The following is an 11,521-nucleotide window of genomic DNA, read 5'->3' as shown; positions in this document are numbered from 1 at the left end:
GGGCCGGCCGCGGTGCGTCCGGCGCGGGGCCCCGGGCGCCGGCTACGCTCCGCCGGTCCCCGCGGGCCCGCCCCCGCCGCCTGCCTCGCCGCCCTCGCGGGTCCCGGGGGCCCGCGGGTCCGTCTCGGGCGGTCCGGTGGACAGGCGCCGGTCGAGGTCGGCGTGGAGGACGGAGAGGCGGATGCCGGGGGCCATGGCGAGCAGGGGCAGCACGAGGCCGGTCTCCTTGGCGAGGTGTTCCTCCAGGAGGACCTGGAGCGCGCGGGCGTCGGCGATCGCGCCCGCCGGGCTTGCGGAGCGCAGCGCGCCGACGAGCCCGCCCAGGCAGGCGTGTTCGGCGATCAGGCCGTCGATCAGCGGCCGGGCCTCGGGCAGGGCGCGGGCGGCGGGGTAGAGGACGGCCGCGCTGGCGGACAGGTGCGGCAGGACGGCGCGGTCGCAGAAGGCGAGCAGGCCGCGGTGGATGCGCCGGCCCGCCGCCGGGTCGCGGCCCGCGCCGGTGAGCAGCAGGGTGACCCGGGCCGTCAACTCCCCCACCAGGCGGGCGTGGTGTGCCTCGGCGGCCCGCAGGGCGGCGGCGTCCTCCGGCGTCGACGCGAGGGTGAGGGGGTCCATGGGGGCCTCCGGCGGGTCGGTCCGGCGCCGGCGGGCGACGCGGGCGGGGAACAGCGCGTCCGCCGGGTCGTCAGGGGCCGGCCGGGGGCCGGTTCCGGGAGAGCGGATGACCGCGCCCGGCCGCGGTGGGCGGCGGCCGGACGCGGGACCGGACCGGCTGACGCGCGCCGGGCGCGCCACGCGCCGGGGCCAGGGACGGGGGAATGACCTGGCGGTCCGGCCCGTGCCGTCGTCGCGGTGGGCGGCAGCGGTTCGACCAGTGCCAGCATGCACCGCCGAGCCCGTCGTACTCGCGGCCGACCGGCCCTGGCAAGAGGGCCGTTGGTCCCTGGACCACGGGCGCCGGGTGGGCCGGACGCCGACCGGGCGGGGCCCGGCGGCCCCGGGGCCGCGCGCCGGGGGCCGCCTAGCGTTCGGACCATGGGAAACGAGCGCGACGGGAACCGGGAACACCAGGACCGCTGCCGCGGCCGGCGGATGCGCGTCACCGTCTGCCCGCACCCGAAGGCGGACGTCACCACGCCGCCGGCGAGGCGGAGAGGTGTGCCTTCCGCTTCCCGCGCATCGAGGCCGGGCGGCCCGCGGTCCGCGCCGGGACGCGCCGGCCGCGACGCGCTGCCGTCCCCGCACCGCGAGGACGCGGCGGCGCCGGGCGCCCCGGGGAACCGGTGCCCGGTGGAGGGCCCCGGACCGCCGGCCGGGTGCCCGGGCCCGCTCGGCGTACCCACCCTGCTCCGCACCGTCACGGAAGGACCCGCATGAGCCCCCTGCCCGCCACCATCCCGGCCATCGTCCGCACCCGCGTCCGCGCGGCCGTGCGCCGCCGTGCCCCGGAGTTCGCCGCGCCGGCCGGCCCCGGCGCGGGCGAGGCTCCGCCGCGCCGCCGCCGGGGCCCGGGGCGGGGCCACCGGGCGCCGTCCGACGCCGGTTCCCCGTACCGGCGCGTGCTGTCGGCGCTGCTGACCGTGCTGCCGCCGGCCACGCGGGCCGGCCGGGAGGCCGTGGCGAAGCCGCTCGCCGAGGGCCCGCCCGGCGAGCGGGCGGGGCTCGACCCGTACGGCGCCCTCGGGACGGACGGGGCCCACGGAGCCGGGGAGTTCGCGACGCCGGCCCGGGTGCCGCGCCAGGCGCCGGGCCCGACGGGGAGCGGCCGTCCGTGAGCACCTGCCCCGCCCCCGCGGCCCCGCCCGAGGGGGCCGGCGCACGCGGCCGGCGCGCGGCCTCGCGGCGGCCGGTGTGAACGGGCCGGGGCCGGCCGTGGCGGGACCGGCGGCGGGGCCGCGGGGCGGCGCCCCGGTGGCGGCGGACCGGCGCACCGGACTGGTCCTGCTGCTCGCCGGGATTGTCGGCTGGTACGCCTCGTTCCGGCTCACGGTGGACGACTGGCGGATGCTGCGCGATCCGGCCTACCGGCCCTCGTGCGACATCAGTCCGGTGGTGAGCTGCGGCGGGGTCATGTCCAGCCCGCAGGGGAGCTTGTTCGGCTTCCCGAACATGGTGCTGGGCCTGTCCGCGTTCGCCGTCGTCGCCGCGGTGGGCGTGGCGGTCCTCGCGGGGACCCGGCTGCCCCCGTGGACGTGGCGCGCGCTGGCCGGGGGCGCGCTGGCGGGCGTGGTGTTCGTCCACTGGCTGCTGTGGCAGTCGCTGTACGAGCTGAACAAGCTCTGCCCGTACTGCGTCGTCGTGTGGGTGGTGACCATCGCCCTGTTCTGGTTCCTCGCCCTGCTCTGCCTGGAGCACGGGCTGCTGCGGGCTCCCCCGGGCGTGCGGGTGCTGCTGCGGGACACCCACGGTCTGCTGCTCGCCGGCTGGTACGGGGTCATCGCCCTGCTGGTGCTGACCCGCTTCTGGCCGTACTGGCGCGGGCCGTGGTAGCCGGGCGGGCCCGCCGCCGGCCCCCACGCGGGTGCGCGCGGGGGCCGCGCCGGCGCCCCACGCGCCCGCCCGCGCTCCGGCTCAGACCTCCTGCCGCCTCGGCAGGCGCCAGCCGGGACGGGGGAAGTGGCAGGTGTAGCCGTTCGGGTAGCGCTGGAGGTAGTCCTGGTGCTCGGGCTCGGCCTCCCAGAACTCCCCGGCCGGCTCGACCTCGGTCACCACCGGGCCCGGCCAGAGCCCGGACGCCTCGACGTCGGCGATGGTCTCCTCGGCGACACGGCGCTGTTCGTCGTCCAGATAGAAGATCGCGGACCGGTAGCTCGACCCGATGTCGTTGCCCTGCCGGTCGCGGGTGGTCGGGTCGTGGATCTGGAAGAAGAACTCCAGGACGGCCCGGTAGTCGGTCACGGCCGGGTCGTAGAGGATCTCGATCGACTCGGCGTGCCCGTCGTGGCGCCGGTAGGTGGGGTGGGCCAGTTCGCCGCCGCTGTATCCGACCCGGGTGGACAGCACGCCGGGCTGCTTGCGGATCAGTTCCTGCATGCCCCAGAAGCAGCCGCCCGCCAGCAGGGCCCGCTGCGTACGCTCAGTCATCAGGTGTCACCCTTTCTCCGCGGCTCGCGCGTGCGCCGTTCGCTGCGCGCACACACGCCGGCGACCGCCGGACCTCCATCCTCACACGCTCCCGCGCCGTTCCCGCCACCACCGTCCCACCTGCCCGGACGCCCGGAAACCACTCCCCGCACCCGCCCGTCGCGCCCCGGCCCGGCGCTACCCCTCCCGGTGCTCGCGCAGCAGCCGCCCGATCTCGGCGACGGTCGCCTTGTCCAGGCCCGCGCCGCCCGCCGCCAGCGCGTCCAGCCGGGCCGCGGTGCGGAAGTCGTAGGCGCGTTCCTCGTCCTCGCCCGGGACGGAGGCGTACGCCTCGGGGTCCGCGAATCCGACGACCTTGTCCACGGCCTTGGCGAGCAGCCAGGTGAGGACGAGGGAGTAGGCGGCCACGGCCAGGATGGCGACCACCTGGCGCCACAGGAGCGAGCCGCCGCCACCGTAGAACAGGCCCTCCTTGCCGCTGACCTCGGAGGTGGCGAAGAGACCGACCATGAGCAGGCCGATCAGTCCGCCCGCTCCGTGCACGCCGACCACGTCGAGGGTGTCGTCCACGTTCAGGCGGTACTTGAGCGTGACGGCGAAGGCGCAGAACGCGCCGGCCACCAGCCCGGTGACCAGCGCGCCCGAGGGGTCGATCTCCCCGCACGCGGGGGTGATCGCGACCATGCCCGCCACGGCCGCCGAACCGACCCCCATCATCGTGACCCGCCTGGTCCGCCAGTACTCCACCAGCGGCCAGGTGACCATGGCGCCCGCCGCCCCGAGCTGCGTGTTGATGAACGCGGTGGCGGCGGTGCCGGTGTCACGGACCGCCGAACCGGCGTTGAAGGCCAGCCAGCCGAACCAGAGCAGCGCCACACCGATCATGACCAGGGGGATGTTGTTGGGCCGTGGTTCCTTGCGCCGGAAGTCCGCCGGGCCACGGATGACCAGGGCGACGGCCAGCCCGGCGATGCCGGAGTTCAGTTCCACCGGCAGCCCTCCGGCGAAGTCCAGGGCGCCCAGGTGCCGGGAGATCCAGCCGTTCTTGGTGTCGAACACCCAGTGTGCGATGGGCACGTACACGATGAGCAGCCACAGCACCGAGAAGACCAGCCATCCGCGCATCGTGGCCCGCCCCGCGATGGAACCGCTGATCAGTGCCACGGTGACGATGGCGAAGCCCATCTGGAACGTGCTGTAGACGTAGGTGGGGATGGATCCGGTCAGCGTGTTCGGCGCGATGCCGCGCAGGAAGGCGTGGTCGAGGTTGCCGATGAGGCCCACGCCGCCGGCATCGGGCCCGAAGGCGAGCGTGTACCCGACGATGAACCAGAGGATGCTCACGAAGCACAGGGAGGCGAAGCTCATCTTGAGCATCACCAGGACGTGCTTGGTGCGGACCATCCCGCCGTAGAAGAAGGCGAGGGCTGGGGTCATCAGCAGCACCATGGCGGCCGCGGCCAGCATCCAGGCGGTGTCGCCGGAGTCGTAGGCGGGCGGCATGGGTGCGGGTGCGGTGATCACGGGCTCGGTCTCCTCCGGCGTCGGGCGGGGGCTACTGCTTGCGCAGATCGGGTGCGGGGTGTCCGGTGAGCAGCCGCCGTACGGCGTCCCAGGCGGCCCGCACCGCGTCGGCGACCCGGGGCTGCTCCCGGCCCAGGACGCGCACCCACGCCCCGCAGTCCTGTGGCAGGACGCTGGCCCCGTGGACCACCTCCATGCCCGTCAGACAGGCGTGCAGGGTGTCGGCGATCTCCGCGGCCGGGCGGCGCCCACTGACCACGAACAGCGAGGCGACGTGGTCGTGGCCCGCGAAGACGGCGGGTCCGGTCACCCCGCCGGGCCCCGCCGGGCGCAGCCGCAGCGTGTCCACGGCGAGCAGCGTCCCGTCGGGGCGGCGGATCTCCAGGTCGCCGGCGAGCAGGGTGTACGCGTGCCGTTCGCCGCGGGCGATCCGGCCGGCGGTGACCGTCTCCGCGTAGACGGCGGTGGCGCTCTCGTGGACGGTCAGTACCGCGCTCTGGTGGAAGCGCGCGCCCCGGAAGGGGATGAGCGGGTCGGGCAGGTACTCGACGTAGGCGCCGTCGTCGGCGCCGATGTGGATGCGCTGCGTCGCGTAGTCGTGCTCCATCCGGTAGACCTTGGTGGCCGCCTGGGTGGTGATCAGGACCTCGGTCCCCGGCCCGCACGTGATGTCCTGCCGGTAGCGGTCGGCCTGGGCGATGCCGCCCCCCGTCGCCATGACGTAGGTACAGGCCATGCCGGGCAGCGACGGGTCGACGTAGAGCGGGCGCATGATCTCCAGCGGCGACTTCTGGTAGCGGCCGACCAGTTCGGTCCGGTCGCCGCGCAGCGCGTAGGTCAGGTCGAGGACGCCGACCTTGGCCGGTGACCCGGGGCCGAGGGTGTCGGGCACGGTGGCCAGGCCCGCGAACTCCGGCGGCAGCCGGACGGGTTCGTAGTATTCCGGCGCGAGCCGGTCGCGTGTCCCCGGCATCTCAGATCAGTACCGCGCGCCGGGACTCCAGGAAGTCCGCGACCTCGGCGACCCCCGTGCCCGTCAGGCAGGTGAGCGTCAGGTTGTCGCCCCCGCTCTCGTAGAGGAGGACGTCGACGTCGGGGAAGCGCTCCAGCATCTCGGCGCCCGCGGCCAGGTTCATCGTCGGGTCGTCGCGCACGGCCGTGTGCGGGCAGGCGCCGGTCTCCACGCCCACGACGCGTTCGGGGTCGAGGACCCCGGCCAGCGTGTGCCGGATGTGCTGGGCGTCCTCCTGGGTGTAGATGTCGTTGGTGATCACCGCGGGCCGGCGGCCCTGACCGATCAGGACGGGGACCAGTGCCTCGATGAGGGCGGTCTTGCCGGAGCCGACGGGCCCGCCGATACCGACGCGCAGGATGTTGTCTGTCATGGTCTTCCTCTCGGTGCCGGCCGCGCGGCGCGGCCCGTCAACTGGCGAACAGGCGGGCCTCGGCCCGCTCGTGGCGGGCGGACATGACGTCCGCGGCGAAGGTGGTCGCCCCCAGGTCGGCCGGGCTCCGGGCCAGCGCCTCCCGGGTGGTCTCCTCGATCACGGGGGCGGTCCGCCGCAGCAGCACCTGGGCCCCGCGGTGGTCGGTGAGCCGCAGCCTGAGCGCGGCTCCGGCGAAGCTCGCGCAGAACACGAACAGGTCCGCGGCCACCGCGTGCCGCACCGGCACCCCCGTCGCCGCGTACACGACCCCGGCGGCCACGGCCTGTGTTCCGGGCGCCTCGCGCGCGGACACCGTCCGGTGGTAGCGGGCGATGCCGTCCGCGCCGAAGACCTCACGGGCCAGGTCCAGCAGTTGGCGTCCGGTCCGGGTGGCGGCCTGCCGGGTCTCCCGGTTCAGTTTGGAGGCGTACAGCCGTACGTCCGTGGCTGCCACCTCCTCCCAGTCGCCGGCCGCCACGGGCACCGTGGGCCAGGGCCAGGGCGGTGGCGTCGGCGGCGCCAGGGGACGTGTACGTGCGCGGGACCGTGCGGTTGCCCCCGCGACAGGGTGTCGGAGCGGATCTGCGGGGGCTGTTGTCGCGCTCCTCCCCGGCCCCTCCCCTCGCCTTGCGCGTGGGCCTGGCCGTCGCGGTGGGCACCGCGCTGGGAGCCGTGCTGCCGCTGTTGCATCCGTCATGGGTGGCGGTGGGGGCGGCCGCCGCGTTGCAGGGAGGGCCGGGCGTGCAGCCCACGCGGCGCGCGGTGGCACGGCTGTCGGGCACGGTCGCCGGTGTGGCGGTCACCGCGCTGGCGTTCCACTCCTACCAACCGGGGGTGTGGGTGACCGTCGCCTGCGCCACCCTGGCCCACGGGGCCTCTCGCACGGTGCCGTCGAGCGCGCTGTTCTCCCGCATGCTGCTGTCCACGCCCGTCGCGCTGTTGCTGGCGAGCGCCGCGTCGCCGCCCGGAACGGGGCTGGGCACACTCGCCGCGTACCGCCTGCTGGACCTCACCCTGGGTCTCGCGCTCGGGGTGGCCACCGCGCTGGTGGTGCGGGGGGTGCCCTCGGGCCGGGTGTGCGCCGCGGTGTCGCAGGCGGTGGGCGCGACCGGGGCCGCCCTCCGCGTCCGCCTGTGCACCGGGTCCGCCGGGGCGGAGTGCGCCGGCTTCGCCTGGCGGCGGACGGCCGAGCTGTGGACCGTGTACGCCTCCGTTCCGGCGGAGGAGGTTCGCCGTTCCGGAACCGCCGAACGGCTGTGGCCGACCGTCCTGGCCGTCCGGCGCCTGCTCTCGTGGTCCGTGCTCGGCGGCCCTCCGGCACCCGCCGTCGAGGCCGGCGTACGGGCGGGTGACCAGATGGCGGCCCTGGCCACCGCGGCCCGTGCGGGTCTGCCCGGCTCCGATGCGCTGCGTGCCGCGCTGGACGGCCCCGTGCCGGTGCCCGAGCCGGCCGCCCCCGGGCTGACCCCCCGGCTGTCGGCCGTGCGCTCGGCACTGCTGGGCCGGACCGGCGCCGGCTGACGTCACGCGGGCGTGCCACGGAGGCGTGTTCGGCCGCGAACGCACGAAGTCCCCGTGCCACTTCCGTGGCACGGGGACCCCCTCGGAGCGCTGGGCCGGCCTTGCACCTGCATTTCCCCACAGGAAGTGGGGCGTCTTTCCTTAGACGACCAACGCGTGTCGTTCGGTTCGGCCGGGTGGCCGTTCGAACAAGATCGACTGTAGCGCATCGGCCCCGTTCGCGCATCTCGGCCGCCGGACGGCGCGCGATCAGCCGCCGTCGCTCGCGGGCCCCCGGAAGACGGCCAGCCGCAGGACGGTGAAGCGGACGACGGTGACCAGGACCGAGGTGACGGCGAGGACGAGGGCCTCGGCGGCCGGGGACGCCTCCGGGGCGGCGTACCGGAAGGCGAGGACCGCCCCGGAGGTGACCAGGTAGCCGAGCAGGAAGAGGCCGCCGGCCCCGAGGTGGGCGCGGGCGGCCGACGCGCCCGCGTGCCGGAAGGTCAGCCTGCGGTTCGCCTCCGTGTTGAGCACCGTCAGCACGAGCAGCGAGGCGAGGTTGGCGGCGGCTGGGGGCCACCAGGCCCGCAGGAGCCAGTACAGGAGGGCCTGTCCGGCGGTCGACGCGACGCCGATGACGACGAACCAGCCGGCCTCCCGCGACCACGGCGGCCGGCGACCGGCGCCGGCGGGTGCGTCCCGGGACGCCTTCGGCCGCACCACACGCCACTCCCCCGCGGTCCACCGGCCCCGCGCACCCCGGGAGCCTCGTGGTCGGGGAGCCTACTACGCCCCGGCGTTCCGTCCCGCCTCCGGAAGCTCAGCGAAAGTTTCGACGAACTGCGGCCCATCGAACCCGCCCGCGCCCCGGGGATGCGTACGAGAGCCGGACACCAGCACCCCCTCCCTGTCGGTATTCCGACTGGCCGGAACCCATCCGGCCGACTCCTCCACTCCAGCGAATCATTCGAAACATCTACCGAAAGCATTGACGCTTGACGGGGACAGGCCAAGACTGGTCGCCGTCGAGAGGGCCCGGCCCCGCCGGTTCCCCCCGCCTTCGCACCACGCTCTCCCCGCGCTCCGCCCCGTTCCCCCGCTCCCCCGCGACGCCGGTCCGCGCTCCGCATCGCGTCCCGCGACGCCGCCCCGGGGGCGTCGCGCGCCGCCCGTCTCACCCGGCACCCACCGCAAGGAGGAAGCACGCACATGAACCCGCTCGCACGTCCCAGAAGCCCCGGACGGGGCCGCACCAGGCTGCCGGTCCGCTCCGCGTGGGCCGTCGCGCTCGCCGCCCTGGCCGCGATGCTGCTGCCGGGCACGGCCTCGGCGGACACCGTCGTCACGACCAACCAGACCGGCACGGACAACGGTCACTACTACTCCTTCTGGACCGACAGCCAGGGCACCGTCTCCATGACCATGGGCTCCGGCGGCAAGTACAGCACCTCGTGGCGCAACACCGGCAACTTCGTGGCCGGCAAGGGCTGGAGCACCGGCGGACGCAAGAACGTCACGTACTCCGGCAGCTTCAACCCCTCCGGCAACGCGTACCTGGCGCTGTACGGCTGGACGACCAACCCGCTCATCGAGTACTACGTCGTCGACAACTGGGGCACCTACCGGCCCACGGGCACGTACAAGGGCACCGTCACCAGCGACGGCGGCACCTACGACATCTACGAGACGACACGCGTCAACGCCCCGTCCATCGAGGGCACGCGGACGTTCAAGCAGTACTGGAGCGTGCGCCAGGCGAAGCGGACCGGCGGCACGATCAGCAGCGGGAACCACTTCGACGCCTGGGCCCGCAACGGCATGCCCCTGGGCGGCTTCAACTACATGATCCTCGCCACCGAGGGCTACCAGAGCAGCGGCAGCTCCAGCATCACCGTGGGCGAGTCCGGCTCCGGTGGGGGTGGCGGAGGCGGGGGTGGCGGTGGCGGCGGTGGGGGCTGCACCGCCACCCTCTCCGCCGGCGCGCAGTGGAGCGACCGCTACAACCTCGACGTCACCGTCAGCGGCTCCTCCGACTGGACGGTCACCATGAACGTCCCCGCACCCGAGAAGATCATCGCCACCTGGAACGTCTCCGCGACCTACCCCAGCGCCCAAGTGCTCACCGCCAAACCCAACGGCAACGGCAACACCTGGGGCGTCACCCTCCAGGCCAACGGCACCTGGACCTGGCCCACCGTCACCTGCGCCACCACCTAGCGGGGGCAAAGGCCCCCCGGGTGCGGCGGCTCTCCCGGCCGCCGCACCCTCGTGCGCCGCGAGCGGTCAGCCGGGCCGGGGAGCACCGGGGGCCGCGTCCGGTTCGGGTTCACGGTCCCGGGTGCGGGCGGCGGGCAGCGGGGGCCGGCCGAGGCTCGCCTCCAGTTCGTCGAGGGCGTGCCGGGCGGCGGCGATGCGCGCCCTGAGGTCCGGTTCCGGCGGGCCGGAGCGCACCGCGGCGTCGCGGTCGTGCCGCCGCTCGATCTCGCGGGCCTCCTCCAGGGAGCTGATGACGACGCCGATGAGCACGTTGACCAGCACGAAGGAGGCGAACAGCACGTACGAGGCGTAGTAGAAGATGCTCCAGCGGGAGATGGCGAGACCGGCGTGGACGGCGTCGCCGAGGCCGTCCAGCGTCATCAGCAGGAACAGGGTCAGCACGGCGCGGCCGATCGAACCGTACTGCTCCGGGTCGTCACGGCCGAAGAAGACCCAGCCGACCATGGCGTAGACGTACATCAGCAGGGTGCCCACGAGCAGGAAGCTCGCCGTGCCGGGCACGCTGCGCACCACCGCCACCATGACGACGCGCAGTTGGGGCAGGAAGCGTGCGGAGCGCAGGACGCGGGCGAGGCGCAGCAGCCGCAGGACGGTGGTGTTCTCGCGGATCACCGGGAGGAAGGCGCAGGCCACCACGGCGAGGTCGAAGAGGTTCCACGGGTCGCGGAAGAAGGCGCGCGGGCGGTCGGCGTACGCGCACAGCCGCAAGGCCAGTTCCACCGTGAACGCGGCCAGACACAGGTGCTCGCCGAAACGTAACCACTGGTGCCATTCCTCGGCCAGCCCGCGGAAGGTCTCGGCGCCCAGCAGGGCTGCGTTGACGACGATGAGCACGAAGACGGTGAGGGAGAACCAGCGGGCCTCGGTGACGGCGCCCGCCCGTCGCGCCAGTGCCAGGCGGGCCCGTCCGAACGTGTCCGCGTGGTCGGGGTGTGGGGTCATCCTGCTCGTGTCCGCTCCGTACTCAAGTGATCAAGTTCCAGAACGTTTTCTACAGCACTGTAGATGGGGGTGCGCGGACGGTCCGGACTACCGGGGCGGGGAGTGCCGGCGGCGGTGGGCCGCGACGCGCTCGCGGGTGGCGCACCGGCGTGAGCAGTAGCGGCGGTCCCGGCCGCTGCCCTGGCTGACGTAGACCCGGAGGCAGCCGTCGGCGGCGCAGATCCCCCCGGGCGGGCGCTGGTGGGTCCAGACCAGGACGGCGAGCGCCAGGCAGGACGAGGCGAGGAACCACTCGGGCCAGGGGGCGTCGTCGTCCGGGTCGACGTGCGGGTGCCAGGGCGAGGCGCCGCGGTGGGAGGTGAGCCGCAGTGGGCCGGTGTGCTCGTGCAGGAGGCGGTTGAGGACGGTGACGGCGTGCTCCGCGGTGCCGGCGGCGAAGACCTCCCGGAGCCGGCCCGCCGCCTCCCGCAGTCCGGCGAGGTCGGCCGGGGTGAGGTGGAGGGGGTCGTTCTCGCCGTGGGCGCGCAGGGCGGCGGCGATGTCGCCGGGGCCGGCCGCGTCGTCGGCGAGCGTGTTGACGAGGTCGGCGGTGCGCCGGGCGGCGGCCGACGGGGAGTGCCGGGCGGACCTCGGGTCGCGGGGCGCGGGCGGCCCCTGCCCCGGGCTGTCGCCGGGTCTGTCGGCGGGCTCCCGGCGCGAGTTCCCGCGGCGGTTCTCGTGCGGGTGTCCGGGGCGCTTCTCACGGGGCGGGAGCACCATCCGAA

General features: G+C 75.0%; 12 protein-coding genes and 1 pseudogene. 4 read left to right on the top strand and 9 right to left on the bottom strand.

From position 1 onward, the window contains the following. Nucleotides 1-42 precede the first annotated feature (42 nt). Entirely contained in the window at nt 43-615 is a 573-nt protein-coding gene (locus VM636_RS29130) for a hemerythrin domain-containing protein (protein WP_338486086.1), read from the bottom strand. A gap of 758 nt (nt 616-1,373) precedes the next feature. Here VM636_RS29130 and VM636_RS29125 point away from each other — a divergent pair. Both VM636_RS29125 and VM636_RS29120 read left to right on the top strand, forming a co-directional pair. Beyond that, nucleotides 1,374-1,775: a hypothetical protein gene (locus VM636_RS29125; protein WP_338486084.1), complete on the top strand. Its 402-nt coding sequence runs from the start codon at nt 1,374-1,376 to the stop codon at nt 1,773-1,775. A 97-nt stretch (nt 1,776-1,872) separates the two neighbouring features. Next, nucleotides 1,873-2,490 carry a vitamin K epoxide reductase family protein gene (locus VM636_RS29120; RefSeq protein WP_338486082.1) on the top strand — a complete coding sequence of 206 codons (618 nt, stop codon included), beginning with the start codon at nt 1,873-1,875 and terminating at the stop codon, nt 2,488-2,490. Nucleotides 2,491-2,571: 81 nt separating this feature from the next. Here the strand turns inward: VM636_RS29120 and msrA are convergent, their stop codons facing one another. From msrA to VM636_RS29095, 5 genes and pseudogenes are all read right to left on the bottom strand, one after another. Continuing rightward, nucleotides 2,572-3,084 carry a peptide-methionine (S)-S-oxide reductase MsrA gene (gene msrA, locus VM636_RS29115; protein ID WP_030419365.1) on the bottom strand — a complete coding sequence of 171 codons (513 nt, stop codon included), beginning with the start codon at nt 3,082-3,084 and terminating at the stop codon, nt 2,572-2,574. A gap of 177 nt (nt 3,085-3,261) precedes the next feature. Beyond that, nucleotides 3,262-4,608, bottom strand: a complete 1,347-nt coding sequence (locus VM636_RS29110) for an ammonium transporter (RefSeq protein ID WP_030419364.1) — start codon at nt 4,606-4,608, stop codon at nt 3,262-3,264. A gap of 31 nt (nt 4,609-4,639) precedes the next feature. After that, nucleotides 4,640-5,581 (bottom strand): urease accessory protein UreD, encoded by a 942-nt coding sequence (locus VM636_RS29105; protein ID WP_338486079.1) that lies wholly within the window; start codon nt 5,579-5,581, stop codon nt 4,640-4,642. Nucleotide 5,582: 1 nt separating this feature from the next. Next, the gene (locus VM636_RS29100) at nt 5,583-5,993 is read right to left on the bottom strand and encodes a GTP-binding protein (RefSeq protein WP_030419362.1); all 411 of its coding nucleotides are present in this window, start codon (nt 5,991-5,993) and stop codon (nt 5,583-5,585) included. Nucleotides 5,994-6,030: 37 nt separating this feature from the next. After that, nucleotides 6,031-6,556, bottom strand: a pseudogene (locus tag VM636_RS29095) (urease accessory UreF family protein); the annotation flags it as partial. 112 nt (nt 6,557-6,668) lie between these two features. On the opposite strand from VM636_RS29095, the gene VM636_RS29090 reads away from it, so the two are divergent. Beyond that, nucleotides 6,669-7,556 (top strand): FUSC family protein, encoded by an 888-nt coding sequence (locus VM636_RS29090; protein WP_338486076.1) that lies wholly within the window; start codon nt 6,669-6,671, stop codon nt 7,554-7,556. Between the two features lie 249 nt (nt 7,557-7,805). Here VM636_RS29090 and VM636_RS29085 read toward each other — a convergent pair whose 3' ends face one another. After that, nucleotides 7,806-8,261, bottom strand: coding sequence for a GtrA family protein (locus VM636_RS29085; RefSeq protein ID WP_234312532.1), 456 nt, complete (start codon nt 8,259-8,261; stop codon nt 7,806-7,808). A gap of 486 nt (nt 8,262-8,747) precedes the next feature. On the opposite strand from VM636_RS29085, the gene VM636_RS29080 reads away from it, so the two are divergent. Beyond that, nucleotides 8,748-9,755: a glycoside hydrolase family 11 protein gene (locus VM636_RS29080; RefSeq protein WP_030419359.1), complete on the top strand. Its 1,008-nt coding sequence runs from the start codon at nt 8,748-8,750 to the stop codon at nt 9,753-9,755. 66 nt (nt 9,756-9,821) lie between these two features. Here VM636_RS29080 and VM636_RS29075 read toward each other — a convergent pair whose 3' ends face one another. Both VM636_RS29075 and VM636_RS29070 read right to left on the bottom strand, forming a co-directional pair. After that, the gene (locus tag VM636_RS29075; protein ID WP_030419358.1) at nt 9,822-10,757 is read right to left on the bottom strand and encodes an ion transporter; all 936 of its coding nucleotides are present in this window, start codon (nt 10,755-10,757) and stop codon (nt 9,822-9,824) included. Nucleotides 10,758-10,844: 87 nt separating this feature from the next. After that, nucleotides 10,845-11,516 (bottom strand): CGNR zinc finger domain-containing protein, encoded by a 672-nt coding sequence (locus VM636_RS29070; RefSeq protein WP_338486073.1) that lies wholly within the window; start codon nt 11,514-11,516, stop codon nt 10,845-10,847. Nucleotides 11,517-11,521 lie beyond the last annotated feature (5 nt).

Source organism: Streptomyces sp. SCSIO 75703 (assembly GCF_036607905.1).
GTDB lineage: Bacteria > Actinomycetota > Actinomycetes > Streptomycetales > Streptomycetaceae > Streptomyces.
This window is presented reverse-complemented; position numbering and strand designations above follow the sequence as displayed.

What these genes read in the sequence shown, in the direction of transcription:
- VM636_RS29130 (WP_338486086.1), bottom strand. Translation starts at nt 615, where the DNA reads ATGGACCCCCTCACCCTCGCGTCGACGCCGGAGGACGCCGCCGCCCTG.
- VM636_RS29125 (WP_338486084.1), top strand. Translation starts at nt 1,374, where the DNA reads ATGAGCCCCCTGCCCGCCACCATCCCGGCCATCGTCCGCACCCGCGTC.
- msrA (WP_030419365.1), bottom strand. Translation starts at nt 3,084, where the DNA reads ATGACTGAGCGTACGCAGCGGGCCCTGCTGGCGGGCGGCTGCTTCTGG.
- VM636_RS29105 (WP_338486079.1), bottom strand. Translation starts at nt 5,581, where the DNA reads ATGCCGGGGACACGCGACCGGCTCGCGCCGGAATACTACGAACCCGTC.
- VM636_RS29100 (WP_030419362.1), bottom strand. Translation starts at nt 5,993, where the DNA reads ATGACAGACAACATCCTGCGCGTCGGTATCGGCGGGCCCGTCGGCTCC.
- VM636_RS29080 (WP_030419359.1), top strand. Translation starts at nt 8,748, where the DNA reads ATGAACCCGCTCGCACGTCCCAGAAGCCCCGGACGGGGCCGCACCAGG.
- VM636_RS29075 (WP_030419358.1), bottom strand. Translation starts at nt 10,757, where the DNA reads ATGACCCCACACCCCGACCACGCGGACACGTTCGGACGGGCCCGCCTG.
- VM636_RS29070 (WP_338486073.1), bottom strand. Translation starts at nt 11,516, where the DNA reads ATGGTGCTCCCGCCCCGTGAGAAGCGCCCCGGACACCCGCACGAGAAC.